Origin of the sequence: Paenibacillus sp. OK060, from assembly GCF_900101205.1 — a bacterium.
Lineage (GTDB): Bacteria > Bacillota > Bacilli > Paenibacillales > Paenibacillaceae > Paenibacillus > Paenibacillus marchantiae.
Map to the genome: position 1 here is coordinate 1 of NZ_FNFR01000010.1, position 20697 is coordinate 20697.

Consider the following 20697-nt stretch of genomic DNA (forward strand, 5'->3'; position numbering starts at 1 on the left):
CGGATACCTGCTCTGGTTCTTGTTCCACCTCAAGTTCAGATACCTGTTCAGGTTCTTGTTCAACTTCAGGTTCAGCTAGCTGCTCTGGTTCTTGTTCCACCTCAGGTTCAGCTAGCTGCTCTGGTTCTTGTACGACCTCAGGTTCGGATACCTGCTCCGGTTCTTGTTCAACTTCAGATTCAGCTAGCTGCTCTACTTCTTGTTCCACCTCAGGCTCAGATAGTTGTTCCTGCTGCTGAGCATCTTCTTGCTCTGCTTCAGTTTTATGTTGTTGTTGAAATTCTTCATGCTGAACTTCAGGGCCCTGTTGTTCGGTCCCATTAATCTCTTCTTGCTTTTGAAGTTCAGCTGCCATATTTTCTAAATCTTCAAATCCGCTACCAAATAGACTCTCTGAGACTACAAATTCATCTAAAGAATCTTCTTTTAATTCAGTCTCCGAAATAGAATTTTGTCCGACCTGGTCTGTCTCAATGTTTCTAGTGATCTCTATTTCCTGTTGTTGTGCTGCTAAATGTTCTAAATCCTTGATTTCATTCTCTTCATCTTTTGTCGCATTTAAGGTTTCCTGATAATTTTCTAAACCTTGCTCCTTGTCAATTTGTTCAGAATGCAACTTATTATAAAGACTCTCAAGATTTTCTCTCTCTTGAATTTTATCTCGCAACTTATTTAATTGACCTTGCTTTTCTTCGGGAGTTTTGTTATCCCAACTTTTCTGGTACTTCTCCAATTGGCTCTGTTTTAATTTTGTAGCGTGTGATGAGTATTCAATGCCAGATCTTATTTGACCTAATGTATCTTTAACACTTTGTTTCAAGGTTGTACCTGTTGAAGCATCGAAAACCTTTGTATAATAGTTTAATCCGGATAATCCTAATTCTGTTCCTACATCTAATCCTATATGGATTTTACTTATCAGGTCTTCTAAACTGTATCTCGGCATTTTACTTGGATCAGAAAGAGCTTCCTTCATTCTTTCTGTTGATTTTACATGTGCTTCAGGAGATTTGCCAACAAGTAAGTTCGCCTTTTGATTCCTATATAAGTTGACCGTGCTACTTCTTACTTTTTGTGTCGCTTCGCTTGTTTTTTTGGATGCACCTGCTATTATGTCCTTTATACTCATTGATTTTTACGCTTCGGGTAAACGGTCAATGGCCATAAATCCATTACTGACCAGAAATATAATAGCTTCGGATAACATTAACTCAATATCAACTTTAGGCATATCCATGACTTGAACAAGATTTTCAACAAGCGATTCTAATGAGAAAAGAGGATTTGCCAAACGCCAAACAGTAGCCGTGATTAACGGTAGTGATACGGGAGGAGCGCCAAGAAACTCTGTCAATTCAAACTCTCCGTCATTTTTTAATTCTATGTACCCTTTAGTAATAGCAATATGTTTTGTTCTAAACGATGTTGAAAGTATGTCCCTCGATTCAAAGACAAGTCCTTGTTCCTTAAGAGCATCGATGTGACCTTGAATAACGTGTAATTCCAGATCCAGTAATACTGTGAATTTTTCAACGCTGTAAGATGCCATTTGTGCAACTTGCCACACTTTATAACGATGCTTTTCGAGCAGCAATCGTTGTTTCTCAAATTGCACCCCGTAATGAACAAGACCATCTTTATGTTGAAACTTTCCTAGCTCTTGACCAGCACCAATCATAATTGAGCTCATGCTTGCACCTCCAGTTGGTCTGCATTAACATACTCTAGTCCCCATAGGGTAAGCTTGTATAATTTAAGACCATGAATATTAAACAGTGAGATCGCAGTTTCAAAATTAATTCCGCGTTGATCCATTAGGGTATCAATCACTTCCAGCAACATAACCTTCCCAGCAGCTGCATTCCACACATCGTATTGATCTTTGGTGAATACAAAGGTCTTATTTGCATTAGAATCCCCGATGAGATATTCCTCATTGATCAGACCATGTGCATATCCGTATCGTGTTACTTGTAGGTTTATCAAATTCTTATCATGCATATCGGAAAAAGACCATGGCATAATGAGATTTCTCTCGATGAGTCTACGAACAATTTTTGAGAAATCAAAATTCGGAATGTTTTTAAGCTTTTGTAGAATGGCCGATTCCCAAGCTGCTAGTGTTTCATAGCGATGGATTTGCTCCCAAACGGTGTATTCAAATTGACTTAGTTCAAACTCCTGAAAACCATTTGCTACCACAAACATTTTGGATTCATTGTCTGCCGGAAACTCTCCGAGACCTCTGCCCACACGCACATAACTCAGGTCTTTATTAATCAAAATAAAATCACTCCTACTCTATTAACGTTAACATCCTTAAAATTTGGGTTTGGCTGGGTAGAAACGGAAAGGCTCTCCATTAAATGGTGATATAATACATTGTCCAATCTTCAAATCTGTAAGATCCCAGTCTTCTATAACATTTCCATCTACGAGATGTTCTTGTATACCTTTGTTTGCATTAGATGAGGAATAAGCAATCATCCGTTGGTTTTTCCCGTGACGATTTGTGATATAGGAGCGGCTTGGTTCATCGAAGAGTCGGAATGCAAAGACCGTACCAAATCCACTCAGAATACTATCTGCCAGTGACTCTGAATATACATGTTTCACTTGTCCGATGTTTTGAATACCTGCGATGATTCGAACACCCAGGGAACGTCCGAAATTCAGTGCGTTATCCATATAGTTTAGCTTTGGAATAAGTGGAAATTCATCAAGAATGAAATATACATTTCCACGACACTGTTCCTCTTTAGTACCGAGTATATTTTTCATAGCAATATCTAAGATCATCGTATAGATCGGTTTTAATACATTTGAACTTGCAATATCGTACTCAAGGAAGATGGCTCTACCATCACGTTCTTGTATAGATTTAGTGAGAGAAAAGTCTCCTGCTTCTCTAAAAGCACCATTAAACACACCAAAAAGGTTCTGATACAAATGCATCAAGAAAGATTGGTTGGTGTTTGGATTATTCTCTTTACTTATGTAACTACGAACCCAAGATAAATCCTGATGATTTAACAGCAAATTTCGAATAGAAACATCGCTTGCCTTCTTTACCCATTGAATCAGGGTTTCATGATCCTCGGTTCCCCCTTCTTTTTCCATTCCCCTTACTTTTGCGCTTAAAATAGCAGCCAATAAGTCTCGAGCTCCTGTCGCAAAGATGGGTGCTGACGATCGCTCAATATCGTCTTTAAATAAAGAAGAAGCGATCTCCCAGATGACTTCATCTCGTTTCTCTAACGGTGTCGCGACAATATCTTGAAAGATGTTCCATCGTACCCTACCTTCTACATTATCACTTTCGTTAGTGAGAACATAATCTCCTGGTCGATAGAACTTTTTCAAATAATCCCCTTTGGCATCAAAGAAGATAAACACATCGTCACTTGTTGCCCCGCTACGTAGTGCACGAACAACATGATCCATGGAAACTGTCTTTCCGCTTCCAATCGAACCTACAAAGAGAAGATGACGTTGAAGAAGTAAAGGATGAAGCATAACTCCTGTTCGGTCTACTCCTGGTATTCCATAATTGGCCTGAGGCTCATCTAACCATTTCACTTCATTAGGTGCTAGTGTATGAAGTTGCTGACCATTAACAATATTATTTTTCAGAAGACTCAAGGTTTTCCTCCTCAGAAAAAAAGAGTCCATTAGAAAACATTGGCTCTTTTTTCCTCAATCTATGTATTTGTTAACTCGTTTTTGCACCACATTCTGGACAAAAAACAGCGTTTATTCCATATGCAGTGCCACATTTGCACTGGTTTGTTAGTGAATCTGAAGGATCCTTATCTTCCGTTTTATTCATTTGTTGTTGTAGATTACGAGATGCTGTAACAGTCGTTTCTTTAACTTTGTTTGCAGTTTGTATCACTGTATTGATAGAAGACGACAGTTGCTCACTTACTGGAATGGTCAGTATGCTTCCTTCTGTCATAGGTGTATCTTTCCATTTTTCAATCGCCATATCTCCCATCACTTGTACATCCTGAATCAGAGCTCCTAATTCACGCAGCATTTGTTCAGTATGACGGCCTGGTGCAGCAGCGGTGATTGTCATGAGTGCCTGGTTATTTGTTACGCGCGAGAATAACGTGCTTGCTTCAACTGCTACGCTGAGTGCGGAAGAAGATTGTGCTCCAAAAATATTGATGTGCATCAACACGCCTTTAGATTTCAAGCCAAAGTACACCATTATGGAACCAATAATGAGTAAAATCCACGAGATTAATGTAGAATTATTCATTGTCATAATCAAGCCAAGAAGTCCAATAATAGCTCCAAAGATAAGCATTTTGAAACTACGATGACGAACTAGGCCTGCCATGACACCGGTAATTGTATCGATTTTAGCATCTCGGATGATGAGTCCAGTACCCGCAACAGATTCTGAGTTACCAGTAAAGATAACTCTCCGATTCGTTACAATTACATACCCTTCTCCTTTAGGAACATATAAAGCAGAGGCTTCATATTCCCGGATGACAATCTCGTTCTCAGCCAACGTAATACCGCGAACCATATTCATTTCTATTCCTCCATTATTAGGTCTACTGACTAGTATTCTTATTTTTTGTTTTCACTCTAAAGTGGCTCTCGTAATATGCCGCACTCGTTACATGTGTAGATATATGTAATTGGTATTGAAGTGTGATGCTCCATATAGCATATCGGACTTACTGTTATTAACAGTGTTATTTCAACTGTAAATGGTAACTTGATTCTATCTTTGGCCTATCGTTACATTATCAAATTAAAACAATCCTTCTGTATCAACATAAAACGAAAATGATGTTGGTATGCTATGTGATTCAAAGAAAAAATATATGTTTTTAGTTCCTTTTGAAACACTTGATATTTGCATATTGCCCGTCACTTCACTTTTACTATCTAATGGATCATCTAAGAATTTTTTAGAGGCTAGACTCCAGTTATCATTGATTGGTGTGAAAAAACTTGATGCACTAGTCGTGTACATCTTTCTACCTTTAACATTATCATCTGCTCTAACTTGAGAGAGATCAACATCAACTCTCTTATCGCTATTATTTTTCACTGTAATATTTAATTGTACTTTACCATCAATTTTACTCAGAGAATTTAAAGTGATAGTTACACCCTCACGTGTAACAGTAAGCGGCAGCTTTTCGAACTTATTGATTTGAATAATACTTCCAGATGAAACAGAAAACCCAACCTCTTGACCTAATTCCTTTAATGGCATGTATACGCGATTATTAATCGTAACTGCTTGACCTTCGAATACCGCTTCTGAACCATTAACTAGTATTTTGCTATTTTTCACAGGTACAGCTTTTAAATAATTATCTGCTGCATAAGAAACTCCTGAGAAAAATATCGCACCACACAGGAACGCAGATATTATTTTTACTTTTTGTTTCATTATTCAATCCTCCAACCTAACATTTTCCATTATTATATCAGCACAATAAAAATAGGTCTATATATTTATAAAATAACAAATATAACTAGTCTTAAAGAACCATATAATTAATCGGTTTAATTTAATGTTTCTTTATTTTATGTGAACTAGTAACAGTCATTTGTAAATTTGCATTAGGTTATGGTTATTAATTACTTTCATTGATATATAACTTACCCAACGAAGAACACCTTAGGTATAAGCAAATCTACTTATGACGGATTGTAAAGCTAAGGGAAATAGATCCTCTAAAAAGGATTCGTGAGAGATTCTCCAACCCAAACATTTTCCTGGTCTGTGGTGGATTAAGCGCAATGTAGTCTCCAAGGCTTCATCCGTCACTTGTGCGCAATCTGTCCCATAGGGAAAACTCTCGCAAGAGGTCATTAGCATTCTCATTTGAGCGGCGTTGCCAGGGAAAATACGGATCTGCGAAATACACCTTGTAGGCCGCTGTTTCCCGGATGGCGTAACAGGCGAACTCCTTGCCACGATCTGCAGGAGAGGTTTAAAATGCACGGTCAGTGTACTGAGAAGCTGCTACCAAAAGCAATCTCTATGGAAAAACCTATAGGTCAGGCATGGGAATGCGGCATATAGTAGGTCCTACGTTCGATGAACGTAGCTAACTAAACTGCCATTGCTTTTCGGCTCCTAATGCTAAAGGTTTTGCGGGATCGAACTTCTTTCGGTCGCTGAGAGATGGTCTTACCCCAAGCGAACTTGACGCGTGTCTCGGCAGGCTTCTGCCGTTTACCTTTATGACTAGCACAGTAAGGTATGCCTTTCACCAATCGGTCTGAATACTGCCTGCGAACGATCGTTTTAAGCAGACTAAAGACTGTCTCCTGTTGGTGGAGGATTTTCAACTTACTGCATTTCATTATGCTAATATGTGCGTAGTCATGGTGGTTTCACCTTGTGTAAATACGGTGTAGGAAGCTTCATTCTACAAGTTATTTCATAAACTCAGTTCAATACTAAATTCCAAATAAAATATTGAAACTTCACAGAATATAAAAAGCCGTTGATTGTTGTATCAACGGCACTCCAACTGTTATTTAGTTACCTTGTATTTAATCAGATTATATCGGTGGTCGTTAATCACGGTGCGATAGACCACATTTTCGGACGAGTCATATGCAAAGTTACTCTTATGCACATCATCTAAAACAAAGTATTTACTAAGTATAATGTCTCCATTATCTTTCATTAAGGTATACCTCTCTCCCCATTTGCCATCAATGGTTCCAAAGCTAGTATACTCAATATAACTATCGTTACGATAGGAGCTCATAAAACCGTTAAAATTAAGCTCTCCTTCATATTCACGAGAAAACAGTTTTTTGAAGTTATGATCATACAAAGTGATACTGTGTTCAGATTGGTTATCGATTAATAGTTTACTTCCGGTTGAATGCATAGAAATATTCATATTTCTATCGAGTACTGTGTCCCATTTGAGTTTGCCATTAACTCCATATGCCATTAATTTTTGTCCACCATATGAATTGGATCTTTCATATTCTACAATTAGGGTACCGCCAGTTAATTGATGATAACCCGCAACGTAGAATCCACTAAACTTTTTGGAGTTAATCGTAAATAATGGCTTTTTTAAAGAGGTTACATCTTTAAAAACCTCGATTTTATTCTCACCTACAAAATGGAGTACATAACCAGAAGTAAGTACTTCAGTTTTATAACCTAACACAGTCTCGCTTGTCGTTATTCCTTTAGAATTTAGTGTGATAAAACGGGACTGATTTTTAAGACTATCCGTTTGCTGTAGAACAATTCCATTTTTATACGGATAGATATTTGAGAAACTTAAATCCTTCTTCTCATATATACGTTTTCCTTTCGCATCCAAACTAAGAATATTAAACGTTTTCCCGTGATTCGTAGAATATTGATAAAATATATTACCGCTCTGGTTGTAAAACCATGTATGATTCAATGGATAAAAGTTTTTCACTTTATTTTTAATGTCATACGTCCAGGCAAGTTTCCCTGTCTTAATATTTATCGTATATAGGCTGAAGTTATTACCAGACACAGTCGCAGGGTTTAACATAACAAGCTGAGCAGCACGATTAACATGGTCTTGTGGAGTGTAACCTAGTTCAAAGCTCAGATAGTCAATTTCTTTAGGAAAAGTATGTACCCATTCCTGCTGTAGCCCTCCGTGCTCTTCTAAGCTTAATTCGGTGAATTCTGCGTACATCTGATTTGTACTGGCTAAATACAATGTGAAAACTACGAAAATTGCTATCAACCTTTTAGATATCTTACCTCTCAATACTGGCACAGCCCTTCTCTTATTTTATGTTTACTTCTATATACACGTAGAAATATTAATATGATTAACAGTAAAGATTCTGAATCAATTTTGTTTCTCATTAAAGGATCTACCTATTCTAAATACTGTTTAAGTATCATGGGGAAATCAGTTTGCTTGTCTACTTATAAGGTCTCACAATAGATCCAAAAATGAAAAGCGACGTTAATCTATAAATTTCCAGATTATAATCAATTCTGTTTGTAGAAAGGCATATTGTATTCCTTTTTTAATTTTGTAGGCAAGATGAAGTTCGGAATTCTATGGTATAACTGAATTTAGTGTATATAAGGTGAAGTGCACTCGATGACCTTGTTATTTTAAATCTCGATCATAGGCACCTGCAAAAGCAATTCCTACAATTTTTACTTGATCGTAACGCCCGAACTCTTCCTTTGAATCAATCAGCCCATAAACCACATTTGTTGCTCTTTGTATAAGTTCTTCCTCACTGATGTTCTCATTTGAACAAATGCGAACATTTTTGTTAATATAATCATCTTTCTCATCTTTACGAGTATAGAGATTCACCACGACATTATATGCAAATCTCTGGTTATTACTAAATTTCTTTACGATATCCGTCATTGGGAAATACTGCATCTGTTCCTCCTTAGGTTACATCGTAATGTACGCTCATTTTCCTCTTCATAAACAACGACTTCTCTGCTATATCTTTGATTTAGTCTTTGATCTAGCTACTACGTATCCTATCTGTATACAACAACCTTTGATTATTCGGAAATTCAAAGTCATGATGAAAATGACCAAAGCACCATTGCTTATCATAGGCCTTGTGCTCAATACCCTTGAAGTATGGATGTATCTCATCTAATCCATGTAAAGTTCACAACGGTTTGTTGTGTACTCTGAAGCAGTAGTCAAGCATGTGTGGATTATAATGTAGTCCACTTCCCAACCAACCTTCTTAAGTTCCTTAATCCTTCTCTGTTACGCTGCCTGCGTATTCATTCACAGTTCCACCACAGCGTACCTTCTTTTCGATACTTTCTAATACAAGAAGAGGCTCCCCCAAACGTAAAAAAAAAGTTTGTCCTCCAATGTTTAAAATTGTCCTCACTATCCTATGTATTTCACACCCATTCTAGCTTTCAACAAGGTACTGCTCAACCAGATCAAAATTTAGATGATTTCTATCTAAAAAGGGTTGTGAACGACTTGGTCTTGTCTAGCCACTTAAGCCAGTATAGCTCCAAATTACTACCATCCCACATCATTCCATAGTTCTCCAGCAATGATGACATAATCATCTTTATCAGGTGTTTCTGTTGTGGGAAGTTCCTTGATTTAATCGCTATAGACGCTATGTCTTCGATGAATGTCTCCTGATATATCATACAATCACTATGGTTATCAGGCTTTCCAAGTAATGTAACAGTTTCATTACATTATAAAGTTAAAATATCAGAACGTCATTATTTTACGAATTAAAGGGTTTTATTTACTCCAAGCCTCATAAATAAAATACAAATACCTATACCAATACACTGTTAGGTTGTATACCCACTACTACTCGACTTCGCTACTCTTTACAGTTACTCCGTCATTAAAGATAATTTGGTCCATCTGAAAATCAACTGTGATCTTTTCAAGTGGTGTATCCCGAAGCTCGCTATCCTCATCCATAAATTGATTCACTTCAAAGCTACCATCATAAGAAACGGATGAACCAGCTTTAATTGCTTTATCGTATTTTACGTTAAGTGACTTGATCTCATTTCCAAACATGTCTTTAAAAGTGATGACCCCTTGAAATCCTTTTATTGCCTTGTCAGAAATATTATTCAAATCGAGTGTCATGTTAATGATGTCTCTGAAAATCCATTTATCCGTGTCTGCGTAGGTCACACTTTTCTTGATTAAGCCAACTTTTATGGACTCATTCAAAAGTTTAAGCTGAACTTGTTTTTCTTTTTCTGCTTCTTCTTGTTTACGTTTAATCTCTTCTTGTCTCTTTTTTTCTTCTTCCTCTATTTTTAGCTGTCTCTCTTTTTCACCAGTTATGATTTGACTAACGGTTTTAGCAGAAAGATCTGCACTTTCACTATTTGCGTTCTCAATTGCTTTGCTATAATAATCTTTTTCCTCTTGTGTAAGTTGAGTGCTATTCTTCACATCTTGTGATACGGTCTCTGAATACAGTTCTTCCGTTATTGGCTTACCACAAGCAGATAAAACAACGACCATCAAACTAATTATAATAGGTAATACTATATTACTTCTCTTTATTTCCTTCACTTCTACACAACCTTTCAAAAGTTTCAAAAACTGATAAAGATCTTAAGTCAGATTAAATTATACGCTTGAATGTATCTGATCCATTATTGAGATAGTTGACTACTTATCTTTCACAACCAATACCGTCTCCATCACGATCAAGTTTACGACTGTATCCAGGCTCCCCTTCATAAATCGGGTCAGCTCCTGCGGCTCTTACAGCATCACAGTTTTTATAATACACATTCGTTACAATTGGTTCGTTTTTAACTTCGTTGTTCTTTTCAACACTTGGTGCTTTTGTGACAACAACCGGCTCTTCCATCGTAGGCTTAGGTTCAACAAAGCCACTGTCTTGGACATAGTTTTCTATACTCCATATCCCCTTGGCTTGTACACGTGCTTGTTTCTGGATTTCTTCAAATTGATCTACATATTTCGTATTCGGTGGATATATGTAAGCAACACGAGCTAACCCATATTCGAGTAGTTGCTCATTTAACATTTTATTATCTATCCATACATATGCTAACAATCTCCCGTATTTATCGCGTTCCGAAACATCTAATTCAAGTTCCATATTACCTTTGGCAACCTGCTTCTTTACAAAGTTGGATGCGTCTTTACCAAAAGGCTGCTCTTCCTTCTCTGGATGAACGGTTTCTGGTGTATCAATAAGTAGTAAACGAACTTGTTCCTCTCTGCCTTCTACCGTAACTTTTAACGTGTCGCCGTCCGTGACTTCAAGCAAAGTAGCAGGAAGCCTATCATGATTATTTTGAGTTCCTTGAGTTTGTTTCCCTTTGGAATCTGAGCTCTGGGATGTCTCTATATCATCTGCCGTTATGCTTTTTGTCTCAGAATTAGATGAGCTGTCCTCTTTAGTATCAATCACAGCAATCGGCTCTGTCTTGTTTGCTGTTTCGGAAGAAAGAGATCCTAAAAAGAAGATTAGAAACACTCCCGCAAACGCTCCTAAGATATAAGTCAGTGTTTGCTTACTTCCCTTGACTTGATTCTTTTTAAATTGCTTATATGCCCAGTATCCTAGAGCACCAGCGACAAGTAGATAGAAAAACTTAGTGATTACAGCAATTATGAATGCTATAACAATAATGTATAAAATTATTCTTCCCATTTCATCCTCCTTAGTAAATTTGTACCGAAAAGGATTATAACATAATTAGGTAATTTGGAATATATTTATCTAGGTCTCAAGATATAAAATTTTGCAGTGGTATACATGAAATCAACATTTTTTGGGGCTCTGCTTATGCAATAGAAACTATAAAATCTCCTCACATCAAAACATCTTAAAAGAAAAAACCATGGAACCGTCTTATACTAATTTCTACATGCAACAGGAAAAGTCTCTCAATATTTAGTATTTTGTTTTATTTATGCTCTAAACCATTTCGATCTTTACCCATGATGAAAATTGATATTTCAAATTTTAAATATAAAACTACAATTTAAACCAAATATAATCTTTTTGTAATTGAGTTATTCCATAATTCCTATCGAGAACAATGTATTTGATTCTCGATTAGCGATATTATATGTATAAGAAGTTAAGGAAGTGTGGTGTGTTAAATTTGAATTGTGAAGTGAAAATTTTATCCATAGAGATGCAAAACATAAAAAATGTTCGTTACGGTAAAGTTAATTTTGATCTTAACAACGATAATATTTTGGATGCACAAGTAGTAGGTTTTTATGGTCAAAATGGTTCAGGGAAAACTGCTGTAGTTGAGGCATTGTCAATTTTAAAGAGCTTACTTAATGGTCAGAAACTTCCAGGTAAGAATCAACGGTTAATTTATGAGGGTGAAAAAAAACTCTCTCTGGAATTTGAATTTATGCTACAACAAGATACAAACTGGTTCAAAGCTAAATACAAAGTTAGTTTGGAGTATAGAGAAGATAAAATGGTTGTTCAGATGGAAAGTGTGAGCACTAAGGAAAAATCGTACCGTAAAATGTTCCATTACGAAAATGATGAAAGAAAACCAATTAAATTAAGCCGTAAACCAAAACAAGAAGACGAGATTCTTCTAAAGGGTATGAAGTTACTATCTGATCAAATAGAAGGGTCATTATTTTTTGGTAAAATAGTTACAAGCCACGCCGATAGACTTTTTGATGGTCCGGAGTTAGTAATTTATCGAGCCTTAAGGGATCAGCTTTCTAAAAATCTATTAGTAATAAAGAACTTGCAAGAAAGCGTGTTCCCATCTTATTTATTTGATGATTTAAGTTCAAAATCAATGGAAAACAGCACCTTTGATATTAATCATCCCGTGTCCTTATCTAAAGAACATTACAAAAATCTCGCAAATGTCATTGAAAGAAACAATGTTGTCCTGAGCGCGATTATTCCAGGATTGAAAGTACAGCTTAAAAATATGGGAACCACAACCCTAACTAATGGAGAAGAAGGAGTCCGAGCAGAATTTATTTCAATTAAAGAGGATAAAATTTTACCATTAAAGGTTGAATCGGCTGGAAATCTAAAGTTATTTGCTGTAACTACTTCTCTTATATCTGCTTTTCACAATCCTTCAACAATTGTTGTCATAGATAAGTTTGATGAAGGAGTTTTCGAATACCTGCTAGGTGAACTTATCGAAATATTCCAGAATCATAGTAAAGGTCAACTTATATTTACTTCTCATAACTTGAGAGTTCTAGAAAAGCTCTCCCCACAGAGTGTTTGGTTTACTACAGTTAATGAGAACAAAAGATATATTAAATTAAGTGGTATTCAGAAAAACAATGATATGCGGAACGTGTACTTGCGCGCTATTTTAGTAGGTGGTCAATCTGAATTCTTATATGAAGAAACCAATCCAATAGATATTGTGCGTTCTTTTATAGAGGCAGGGTTGCAGGATGGCGATTCGAATAGCACAAAGCCAATTTGACAGTCTTTTTTCCTTTGAAGAGTCACAAAGATTATGTAGAAATGAACACGTCCGTATTGAAGCTTATCATGGTGTAATTAATGATATCACCACATAGTGGGTGAAAACCTAAAATAACCATCACCTTGTTCTATAAAGGAAGTGGGTTTTTTTTATAATATTCTTGTAAGGATGAGCTGCAGAAAAATGATCTCTTTTACTTTCTTTCTATTTTAAAATAGAAAATTTAATCATTTTCTTTATTCGTTGTTTAATGAAGTTTTAACTATACTCGCGTTTTAATGTACAGTCTTCGACACAATACGACACAAATGATCTTGAGTAAAAGGTATTATTCTCTTGTGGTTAAGAACGGTATTACCTTTAATTTTAAAGGGGACTGCGTGGTTCCGAGACATTTTTAAAACTTTAGTCAAATGTAGAATATCGTTCAACAAAACAACTGGATCCTTAGATATCTAAACAATTTTTCAAACATCTTCTTATTAAAATCAGATTTGATTCTTAAGAAGTACAGATGCTATTCGTTGAAGGTAATTATGAGTAGAGTTATGCAGTGATCTAAAGCTAGTCAGGTAATTCAGCATAGGAGGGTTAGAAAGTGGAACAACAAAGATATAAGGTAATAATTGCAGAAGACGACATACATCAAGTGTCTTTGTTGAGAAAGTACTTAGAAGAAATGGATTTAATCGTCGTCTCCTGTGTATCATCCGGGATACGTTTAATAGAGGAAACCAAATTACACAAACCTGATATTATCTTGTTAGATATAGGACTAAAAAAAATGGACGGTATAACTGCCTTTAAAGAAGTACTGCAATCGGGTGTTCATCCACAGATCATTTTCGTTACAGGCTCTATCATTACAGAACATCTATTAGCAGGATTTGAGTTTGAATCCGTTGATTATATAACAAAGCCCGTGAACGAAAATCGATTTAAGAGAGCGATTAACAAAGCTAAAGAACTGATATATGCAAAAAAGCTAATTGATGCTGAAGTAGCAGAAGCTATAAATTGGGTTATATTAAAGCAGAATTACCGTGATGTAACTGTCGCAGAGAATCAGATCATCTTTGTTGAGAAGGATAAAGAGTATCGTAATAGATACATTGTTCACCTCAAAGATGGAACAACTGTTGAGACGAGTACACACCTTAAAGAGATTAAGGAAATGTGTTCGCCAAACTTAGTCTATTCGCACAGAAGCTATCTCATTAACATACTATATATCACGGCTATACAACCTGATGGTATGTTTACAAAAAATTATAACGTTTCATTAGACTATACTTCTGAAAAAGTCCCTTTAACTAAAAAAAACTATATGGATGCTGGTGATCTATTCTTGAAATTTCGTACACAAAGTACTTAGCGTCGCCGGTGGTTTACTTGTGTTTTGAACTCGATTTCTCCATCTACTTCACCATTTTCAAGGAGTTCGTATGTAATTGTGATGCTTCCATAATCAATTGCTGGATGTCCAGTGATCTGATCCTCTAAAAGTAGTAACAATGTTAGCAGTTTGCTACGGTTCATCCCCTCGCCTGCTAACCCCTGCTTGGGACCCCTGAGTCCAATTTTTGTAGTGTGATAGTTAATTGCGAGTTCTCCATCTCTCACAAAGAATTCCATCGTGCCACTGGGGAGCTTGGAAAGTGTTCTTGGGAAATAATCGGAAATAATGCAGAGCTTAATTTGATCATAGAGATTTTCGTTGTTTTTTCGCACTAGTGGGTTTTCTCTTTCTAAATATGAATCGTTAGACGTATACATCTTGCATGCACCTCTCATTGACGTAATCCTAAAGAACTATTAGGGACATGACTAATATACCAATCCATATAGGACTATTAAAGTATATTTGTTCGAAATGTTCAAATTTATGTCTCAAATGTTCTCTTTAGGTTAATAAGGAATAAATTGAATATCGATCCTGTAGGTGGTTCTTATGGAGTACTCGTTGAACATTATTCATCTACAATCAAACAAGTTTGGATCGTCATTATTGTTTGGTTATTTGACTACAACAACAACAAATCCAAGGTGAGAACGTATAGAGTACCCCATAAAAAACAACAAAAAAACACCAAAGGTACGTCAATCGAGAATTCTCGATCGGCTAAACCTCTGGTGCTTCCAGAACCGTGTATTCAATTAACCATAGTATACTTGAATCGTACTAGAATGAATAGAGTTATTTTTTCAACGAATGGGTAGGTCCTTTTCCTTTTCCTCATACGAAGAAAACCTCCACTATCTCGAGAGTTGTCAGCTTAATTCAGGGTGTTTCTGGGGAAATCTTTTATTTTGTTTACGAACTATATTCTGGTATAATATAGATAATATAATATCAAACGTGGAAGCACCACGGTAATCCAAAGGGATTGCTGTGGGCTTTTTTTGTTTTGGGAGGGAAATTCAGATGGCTGTGAGGATTAAATTGGCTACTCTTTTTAGTATTATGGCAACGACTCTTTTAATATCAGTGAACCTTTTCAGCGGGTATATTGTAGGTAATGATCGGTTTACAGTTGAGATTTTATCTTATGAGATCCTAAAGTATATTGTATGCTTTATTTTAATCTCCAGCGTCAATTATATGGTTGCAGGGCCAATTATGAGGCCGCTATCGCAGGTCATTAAAAAATTGGATACAGCTGCAGTCAGAAGTACTGTAGATAGAGCTCATCCTAAAGGGGATGAATTTAGTATTTTGGAAAATGGATTTAACCAATTGACAGCAACATTAAAACTTCAAAGTCATCAAATTAATGCGATGAATCATGAACTGATCCGAAAAAATGAGAATATGAGCACCCTCTTTAAAGATACAATTAGCGCTCTTTCTAAACTGGTTTATGCTCGAGATCCTTATACAGCTTCTCATTCAACAAATGTCAGCCGATACGCAAAGGCACTTTCTGAGAAATTGCGGCTTAATGAAAGTGAAAGTTATTATTTAGAGATTGGTGCGCTTCTTCATGATATCGGAAAAGTAGGAGTTCCTGAGAACATCCTCTCTAAAACAGAAAAGCTTACGGAATCTGAATTTGCTGTTATTCGTAAGCATCCCGAATATGGTTTTCAGATTATTAATGAGATTGAAGAGCTCCGAACTATAGGTGTTAGTGAGATCGTTCTCTATCATCATGAACGAATGGACGGAAGGGGCTATCCAAGAGGGTTGTCCGGATATGAGATTCCTCTGCCGGCACGAATTGTTTCCATATGCGATGCTTTCGATGCAATGACAACCAGCCGGTCCTATAGACCTGCCTTAGATGTAAACTATGCTATTGAGCAACTTCGAAATAACGCTGGTCATCAATTTGATCCCTATATTGTTGAGATTTTCATTCAATGTCTTGAAGAAGATCCAAGCCTTTTCAGAGTTATGGAACAACACGAAAAAATGCTCGCAAGTGTATAACTTGTGAGCATTTTAATATAAAACTGTAAAACCTCAAACGGGATATGTATGTTTGAGAGGATACCACACCCTTTTGGTTATCATGAGGATGAGCGTAGGATTGAAGAATGAAAATATTGATATACGGGTTGAGACAGCATACTGAATTTACTTCATTCAATGACATTACCTCGGCTCCTCGTAAATCTCAGGTATATTCGTACTAGAAGACTCCCCATCTCTTTAACACACTTTTCGGAAAATTGCGTATCCTTGTTAATGCCGACCGATTCGAGTCTAGGGTATTTTTAAGAATCCCCCTATATATGAGTAGGACACTTTTTCTGAATTTGAGACATGAACATAAGATTTTCTACCAGATAATTTAACAGAAACTAACATTATTATTTATAGGAATATTAAACGGACAATGAGTGACTGTTCCAGTTTAACCGGCCACCTCTCAATCGCGTTAAAAGCTCCGGACCAACCGTCGGCGCGGTAAAGTTCGGATAAACTACGAACTGCATAGCGATCCATGTCAGCATTCAGCCCCCTTAGTACATAACGTCGCCATGGCGTGCGTCTTCTCCCCAATAGGCGGCTCGCGCCGTTAGGTTCATCGAAGGTGTTCGAGCTTGAGGTTCAGGTCGCTACGATCCTTCGTCCATAGCATGATATCGAGAAGGAACTGGAGACCGTTTATCTGCATCAATTCTGTGATAATCGTTTCTATGAGCTCGCGGATGTCCATGCCCTCTACTTCATTGGCAATAATTAGCCCGCTGGAGTCTCCGTCGATATAAAGGTGATCCATGTTCTGAGCCTTGTGTACTTGGCGCAACCAAAGGTAGCCAGAATCCATAATGAAAATGTGACGGCCATTCAATACATAGCCCTCATACAATACGTACTGGTGGTCCTCGTCAAATGGCCCAAGCACCATCGAAGCTAGTTCGAGTTCAACTTTCGCTGTCATTAGGCGATCAATTCCTTCACGTTAAGTACAAGACAGTAAACGAATATGAGCATACGGTTAGAGCTACTTTTATATAAATTTTTATAATTCCAGTTGTTACACGTAGTTTTCATAATGGTAGTTGCAGTCATTGTTGTTTCCTCCTTGGATAATAAATCCGACTTCGGCAAGCTTAGCGGCTGACAGCGCAGTTACTCCTTCGGTTGTCCGCGGACTCAATCCAAGTGCCCTCCAAAGTGTTCCCGGCAAAATATTGAGCTTCTGTCCGGATGACAAGTGCGTTACGACGAATTGCCGCCGTGCCGTTCGCCCAAATTCGTTTGTAATCCACGAAGTTAACGGATCAGAGAGTCTGCGATAACGTTTAACACTTCGAGCACCGCCGCTGATGCCTCTAAGCTGGCTGTCCGGTTAGTTCACTTAATGCACGGGAATACTCTGAGAAACAGGTTATGCGGAATGTTGCGTTCTATACCGTTAAGCGTGACGGTGAAGATTGTGGCGATGCGATCGCGAGTGTACTTAATTTTGTAAGTTGGAACGATTGTCCTCATATAATGCGCCTCCTTGGCGATATTTTAAATGAGTGGCATGTCATTCGAGTACATTGTTGTGAAAATTGAAATTCATTTTTTATTTATACGTATATTATGATATACGTATTTTAGTATATACGACTTCTAGTATATCGTCAACACTTTATTTACGCATATCTGTATATTCGTTATAATGGGGTTTAAGGGAAGGTGTACATATGAGAAGGATTCGAATCCGCCTTAATGAAGTAATGGTTGAGCGTGGGTTGACACAGACACAGCTCGCTGAGATATCAAACGTTAGGCAAGCCGCTATCTCGGAGATGTCTCGTAACATTCGCGAACAGATCAATATCAAAACGTTGATTAAAATAGCTGACGCGCTTGAGATCGACGATATATCGGAGCTTATCGTAATAGAGAAGGAATAGGAGAGCCGCATGATTGGCGGCTCTTTTTTGCGTGGATTTACCGTGGATTCAGCGTATTAGGGCTTCGCTAAGGGGAACATCCCCGGCCGGGCTAATCGCGCTATATGTACGGGTATTTGACGGAGAAAACGAAAAATAACCGCATCCCTGCGTATGGGATGCGGTATTTCACAAAGCTAATCTTTAGAGTTAATTGAGGTCAATTACACATGAATTTATAAAATCTAAACCCAACATAGTAAAACTCCAAGAACATCTTTTTAATGTAACTACTGAATGAGGATAATCCGGAAGAAGTCTCTCTTTGTGGTATACGATTATGTCATCAAGAACGCCAAAAGAATTATACATACTCTCGTCAATAAATTCTTCTTCAAAAAAATGTATTAATCCTAACCTAATCAGATTATCTATAGAAGACAAATAGGCGGTCATATTTTCTATATTTATATCATTGAATGGAAATAAATACTTAGTCTCGTTGTAACCATGGCCCCCACCGTAACTCATATGTATAATGCCGCATCCCACAAGTAATTGATTCTTTGCTAGAAAATTTATACACATAGCATCAAAAGGTGATAGTTGCTTAATAATCTCAACAAAAGAAGGGTGTACTCGTTTGACTTTGTCAACATTCGAAGCGGAGGTGATTAATTTAACAAACAGTCCTCTCACATTGTCATCCTCAATGTGGTACTTACTTCCTTCTATTGCAGGACCTACAATATTTAAGGCAGGCTCAACTAATTTGTTAGTTGGGACGCTACTAATTGAGTCCTCTAGCTCTGCTTTCATTTTCTTGACACTATGCTCGATTTTTACCCTAGACTTCAAAAAGGGGCTGAAAATTATATACATCAAATTACTAAGACCTGTACCAATTTCTTTGGCTGGTCCGCGCATAACGTCATTTTTAACCTCCTCAGGTAGATTCTTTACGATATCTCCTGTGCTATTTAAAGCTTCCGAAAATAAACTTGGTTCGCTCATACTTCCCCATCCTCCCTCTATCCCGCATATTTAAACGTGCAGACTCTGCGCAATACCGTTCGCCCTTCACCGCAACGCTCATCTCCGTAATGTCCTCGACCACACCGCTGCCAATGAGCTCCGCGCCGATAAATATAACGATAGGCATCCGGCCCAGTTGCGCGGTATAAAGTTGGATGTCGGAAGTTAGCGGACGCATTTATAGACGTAGTCCTTTCGTTGTTGGTTGCTTATATACTTCGACAAATTGGCGCAAATTCCCTGCTGTTTCTCAGCGTCAAAATCGAAGGAGTGAACACGAGATAATGTTCAAATAATGAAAAATAGCATGAGAATGAGAAATACAAAGCATATACGAGTTTTCGTAGGAGTACATTGCAAAAATGGGGCTAGACCGTATTCGCTAAAAATCCTTTAAGTCAGAGGATTATTCTTATTAGGGTAATTGTACTCCCCACTAAATCAAAATCGCCGAAGATGACGTTTTACCAAATTACGCTATTCCACTTATACTACGGAGGTATCAACGAGTTAGTAGAAGCATCGCTATCATATTTTGTTTCCCTTTTTATGCGAACAATTGGCCAACATAGAATCTACTGTATAATTTTAGAATAGAGATGGGAGGTGATTTAAATGAGTACCTACGAAGCCCTCACGATAATGTTGCAGTTTGGATTAGTTATTATTGGTCTACTTTCCCTTACACAAAAAAAGCGATAGCCTCCCCGCCAAGAGCTGCTACCGCCATCTACTTAATGCAATCATCATAACGCTTACTGCCAACACACGCAAGACCCCGGACGCAGTCGATCGAAGCTGCGTCTTTTTGCTGTCTACATCGGAGGCACCGTCACAAACGCCCTCTCTACATATCTGTATTCAACCCGAGATACTTCCGCATAACCACGTTCGCATCCGCCGCCATCATGGTCCACCTTATACGCATTTGCGATTCATAGCCGCGGCATTTATAGCGCGCCGTTACGCCGTCATTATCTGATACCTCTTCGTAGACTTTAATGCCGCGCTGACGAAAGCACTTACGGATCTCATATATATCCGCGGTAATCTTCCGCTGGGCCTCCGCAATCACGTCGACGTAAGGGCCCGGTGTCTTTAGCGTTGCGTTTATAAGCGCGATGTCCCGTTCGAATGCGGTGAGAACACGCGGCAGTATGATATGCGATTTGATTAGCGTGTGGTCTTCCGAGGTGATATCGATCATTTTCCGTTTCAACTCCGTTTGAATCCGCGAGAGCGGAACGTTTGTTCTTAGTATAGCGCGGGAGGGACGGAATATTCAAGCGGGATAAATTAGCGACGTCGCAACATCTTACATACAGCAGATATACGAAATTAATAGTTGCAGCGAT

At 37.6% G+C, this 20697-nt stretch carries 23 protein-coding genes and 1 pseudogene; 5 read left to right on the forward strand and 19 right to left on the reverse strand.

What is annotated here, in order from left to right; genetic code table 11:
* The 11 genes and pseudogenes from BLS14_RS27760 to BLS14_RS27810 form a co-directional block, all read right to left on the reverse strand.
* A pseudogene (locus BLS14_RS27760) lies at positions 1-1129 on the reverse strand (hypothetical protein); the annotation flags it as partial.
* A gap of 6 nt (positions 1130-1135) precedes the next feature.
* Positions 1136-1690 carry a hypothetical protein gene (locus tag BLS14_RS27765; protein ID WP_090954885.1) on the reverse strand — a complete coding sequence of 185 codons (555 nt, stop codon included), beginning with the start codon at positions 1688-1690 and terminating at the stop codon, positions 1136-1138.
* Positions 1687-2283 (reverse strand): hypothetical protein, encoded by a 597-nt coding sequence (locus tag BLS14_RS27770; RefSeq protein WP_090954887.1) that lies wholly within the window; start codon positions 2281-2283, stop codon positions 1687-1689. Before BLS14_RS27770 ends, BLS14_RS27765 begins: the two co-directional genes overlap by 4 nt.
* Positions 2284-2319: 36 nt before the next feature.
* The gene (locus BLS14_RS27775; protein WP_090954889.1) at positions 2320-3642 is read right to left on the reverse strand and encodes a type IV secretory system conjugative DNA transfer family protein; all 1323 of its coding nucleotides are present in this window, start codon (positions 3640-3642) and stop codon (positions 2320-2322) included.
* Positions 3643-3712: 70 nt separating this feature from the next.
* Positions 3713-4549 carry a zinc ribbon domain-containing protein gene (locus BLS14_RS27780; RefSeq protein WP_090954891.1) on the reverse strand — a complete coding sequence of 279 codons (837 nt, stop codon included), beginning with the start codon at positions 4547-4549 and terminating at the stop codon, positions 3713-3715.
* Positions 4550-4774: 225 nt separating this feature from the next.
* The gene (locus BLS14_RS27785) at positions 4775-5425 is read right to left on the reverse strand and encodes a hypothetical protein (RefSeq protein ID WP_090954893.1); all 651 of its coding nucleotides are present in this window, start codon (positions 5423-5425) and stop codon (positions 4775-4777) included.
* A 668-nt stretch (positions 5426-6093) separates the two neighbouring features.
* Positions 6094-6348 carry a hypothetical protein gene (locus tag BLS14_RS32800; protein WP_176854800.1) on the reverse strand — a complete coding sequence of 85 codons (255 nt, stop codon included), beginning with the start codon at positions 6346-6348 and terminating at the stop codon, positions 6094-6096.
* A gap of 173 nt (positions 6349-6521) precedes the next feature.
* Positions 6522-7715, reverse strand: a complete 1194-nt coding sequence (locus BLS14_RS27790) for a hypothetical protein (protein ID WP_176854803.1) — start codon at positions 7713-7715, stop codon at positions 6522-6524.
* A 405-nt stretch (positions 7716-8120) separates the two neighbouring features.
* On the reverse strand, positions 8121-8408 hold the full coding sequence (locus BLS14_RS27795) for a hypothetical protein (RefSeq protein ID WP_090954896.1): 288 nt from the start codon (positions 8406-8408) through the stop codon (positions 8121-8123).
* 927 nt (positions 8409-9335) lie between these two features.
* Positions 9336-10064 carry a hypothetical protein gene (locus BLS14_RS27805; protein WP_090954898.1) on the reverse strand — a complete coding sequence of 243 codons (729 nt, stop codon included), beginning with the start codon at positions 10062-10064 and terminating at the stop codon, positions 9336-9338.
* Positions 10065-10167: 103 nt separating this feature from the next.
* Positions 10168-11181: a thermonuclease family protein gene (locus tag BLS14_RS27810; protein WP_090955143.1), complete on the reverse strand. Its 1014-nt coding sequence runs from the start codon at positions 11179-11181 to the stop codon at positions 10168-10170.
* Positions 11182-11602: 421 nt separating this feature from the next.
* Here BLS14_RS27810 and BLS14_RS27815 point away from each other — a divergent pair, with 421 nt between their 5' ends.
* Both BLS14_RS27815 and BLS14_RS27820 read left to right on the forward strand, forming a co-directional pair.
* Positions 11603-12967: an AAA family ATPase gene (locus tag BLS14_RS27815; RefSeq protein WP_090954900.1), complete on the forward strand. Its 1365-nt coding sequence runs from the start codon at positions 11603-11605 to the stop codon at positions 12965-12967.
* A 601-nt stretch (positions 12968-13568) separates the two neighbouring features.
* Entirely contained in the window at positions 13569-14345 is a 777-nt protein-coding gene (locus BLS14_RS27820; protein WP_090954902.1) for a LytR/AlgR family response regulator transcription factor, read from the forward strand.
* On the opposite strand, the gene BLS14_RS27825 is transcribed toward BLS14_RS27820, so the two are convergent.
* Positions 14342-14746, reverse strand: a complete 405-nt coding sequence (locus BLS14_RS27825) for a hypothetical protein (RefSeq protein ID WP_090954903.1) — start codon at positions 14744-14746, stop codon at positions 14342-14344. The genes BLS14_RS27820 and BLS14_RS27825 overlap by 4 nt on opposite strands.
* A 649-nt stretch (positions 14747-15395) precedes the next feature.
* On the opposite strand from BLS14_RS27825, the gene BLS14_RS27830 reads away from it, so the two are divergent.
* Positions 15396-16403 carry an HD-GYP domain-containing protein gene (locus BLS14_RS27830; RefSeq protein ID WP_090954905.1) on the forward strand — a complete coding sequence of 336 codons (1008 nt, stop codon included), beginning with the start codon at positions 15396-15398 and terminating at the stop codon, positions 16401-16403.
* A 387-nt stretch (positions 16404-16790) separates the two neighbouring features.
* On the opposite strand, the gene BLS14_RS33340 is transcribed toward BLS14_RS27830, so the two are convergent.
* The 4 genes from BLS14_RS33340 to BLS14_RS32805 all read right to left on the reverse strand — a co-directional run bounded on the left by BLS14_RS33340 (position 16791) and on the right by BLS14_RS32805 (position 17915).
* A complete protein-coding gene (locus BLS14_RS33340; protein ID WP_256336711.1) occupies positions 16791-16922 on the reverse strand; it encodes a hypothetical protein in 132 nt (43 codons plus the stop codon).
* A gap of 79 nt (positions 16923-17001) precedes the next feature.
* The gene (locus BLS14_RS27835; protein ID WP_090954907.1) at positions 17002-17361 is read right to left on the reverse strand and encodes a hypothetical protein; all 360 of its coding nucleotides are present in this window, start codon (positions 17359-17361) and stop codon (positions 17002-17004) included.
* 96 nt (positions 17362-17457) lie between these two features.
* Positions 17458-17580: a hypothetical protein gene (locus BLS14_RS33345; RefSeq protein WP_256336713.1), complete on the reverse strand. Its 123-nt coding sequence runs from the start codon at positions 17578-17580 to the stop codon at positions 17458-17460.
* 197 nt (positions 17581-17777) lie between these two features.
* Positions 17778-17915: a hypothetical protein gene (locus BLS14_RS32805; RefSeq protein ID WP_176854805.1), complete on the reverse strand. Its 138-nt coding sequence runs from the start codon at positions 17913-17915 to the stop codon at positions 17778-17780.
* Between the two features lie 200 nt (positions 17916-18115).
* Here BLS14_RS32805 and BLS14_RS27840 point away from each other — a divergent pair, with 200 nt between their 5' ends.
* Positions 18116-18328, forward strand: a complete 213-nt coding sequence (locus tag BLS14_RS27840; protein ID WP_090954908.1) for a helix-turn-helix domain-containing protein — start codon at positions 18116-18118, stop codon at positions 18326-18328.
* Between the two features lie 189 nt (positions 18329-18517).
* Here BLS14_RS27840 and BLS14_RS27845 read toward each other — a convergent pair whose 3' ends face one another.
* Entirely contained in the window at positions 18518-19321 is an 804-nt protein-coding gene (locus BLS14_RS27845; RefSeq protein ID WP_090954910.1) for a DUF4393 domain-containing protein, read from the reverse strand.
* Positions 19284-19520: a hypothetical protein gene (locus BLS14_RS27850; RefSeq protein WP_090954912.1), complete on the reverse strand. Its 237-nt coding sequence runs from the start codon at positions 19518-19520 to the stop codon at positions 19284-19286. Before BLS14_RS27850 ends, BLS14_RS27845 begins: the two co-directional genes overlap by 38 nt.
* A 437-nt stretch (positions 19521-19957) precedes the next feature.
* Here BLS14_RS27850 and BLS14_RS33600 point away from each other — a divergent pair, with 437 nt between their 5' ends.
* On the forward strand, positions 19958-20044 hold the full coding sequence (locus tag BLS14_RS33600) for a putative holin-like toxin (protein WP_371121677.1): 87 nt from the start codon (positions 19958-19960) through the stop codon (positions 20042-20044).
* Positions 20045-20189: 145 nt separating this feature from the next.
* Here the strand turns inward: BLS14_RS33600 and BLS14_RS27855 are convergent, their stop codons facing one another.
* Positions 20190-20561, reverse strand: coding sequence for a YhjD family protein (locus BLS14_RS27855; protein ID WP_256336715.1), 372 nt, complete (start codon positions 20559-20561; stop codon positions 20190-20192).
* Between the last annotated feature and the right edge of the window lie 136 nt (positions 20562-20697).

What these genes read in the sequence shown, in the direction of transcription:
- BLS14_RS27765 (WP_090954885.1), bottom strand. Translation starts at nt 1,690, where the DNA reads ATGAGCTCAATTATGATTGGTGCTGGTCAAGAGCTAGGAAAGTTTCAA.
- BLS14_RS27780 (WP_090954891.1), bottom strand. Translation starts at nt 4,549, where the DNA reads ATGAATATGGTTCGCGGTATTACGTTGGCTGAGAACGAGATTGTCATC.
- BLS14_RS27785 (WP_090954893.1), bottom strand. Translation starts at nt 5,425, where the DNA reads ATGAAACAAAAAGTAAAAATAATATCTGCGTTCCTGTGTGGTGCGATA.
- BLS14_RS32800 (WP_176854800.1), bottom strand. Translation starts at nt 6,348, where the DNA reads ATGAAATGCAGTAAGTTGAAAATCCTCCACCAACAGGAGACAGTCTTT.
- BLS14_RS27795 (WP_090954896.1), bottom strand. Translation starts at nt 8,408, where the DNA reads ATGCAGTATTTCCCAATGACGGATATCGTAAAGAAATTTAGTAATAAC.
- BLS14_RS27810 (WP_090955143.1), bottom strand. Translation starts at nt 11,181, where the DNA reads ATGGGAAGAATAATTTTATACATTATTGTTATAGCATTCATAATTGCT.
- BLS14_RS27815 (WP_090954900.1), top strand. Translation starts at nt 11,603, where the DNA reads ATGTATAAGAAGTTAAGGAAGTGTGGTGTGTTAAATTTGAATTGTGAA.
- BLS14_RS27825 (WP_090954903.1), bottom strand. Translation starts at nt 14,746, where the DNA reads ATGTATACGTCTAACGATTCATATTTAGAAAGAGAAAACCCACTAGTG.
- BLS14_RS27830 (WP_090954905.1), top strand. Translation starts at nt 15,396, where the DNA reads ATGGCTGTGAGGATTAAATTGGCTACTCTTTTTAGTATTATGGCAACG.
- BLS14_RS33340 (WP_256336711.1), bottom strand. Translation starts at nt 16,922, where the DNA reads ATGGATCGCTATGCAGTTCGTAGTTTATCCGAACTTTACCGCGCCGAC.
- BLS14_RS27835 (WP_090954907.1), bottom strand. Translation starts at nt 17,361, where the DNA reads ATGACAGCGAAAGTTGAACTCGAACTAGCTTCGATGGTGCTTGGGCCA.
- BLS14_RS32805 (WP_176854805.1), bottom strand. Translation starts at nt 17,915, where the DNA reads ATGAGGACAATCGTTCCAACTTACAAAATTAAGTACACTCGCGATCGC.
- BLS14_RS27840 (WP_090954908.1), top strand. Translation starts at nt 18,116, where the DNA reads ATGAGAAGGATTCGAATCCGCCTTAATGAAGTAATGGTTGAGCGTGGG.
- BLS14_RS27845 (WP_090954910.1), bottom strand. Translation starts at nt 19,321, where the DNA reads ATGAGCGAACCAAGTTTATTTTCGGAAGCTTTAAATAGCACAGGAGAT.
- BLS14_RS27850 (WP_090954912.1), bottom strand. Translation starts at nt 19,520, where the DNA reads ATGCGTCCGCTAACTTCCGACATCCAACTTTATACCGCGCAACTGGGC.
- BLS14_RS33600 (WP_371121677.1), top strand. Translation starts at nt 19,958, where the DNA reads ATGAGTACCTACGAAGCCCTCACGATAATGTTGCAGTTTGGATTAGTT.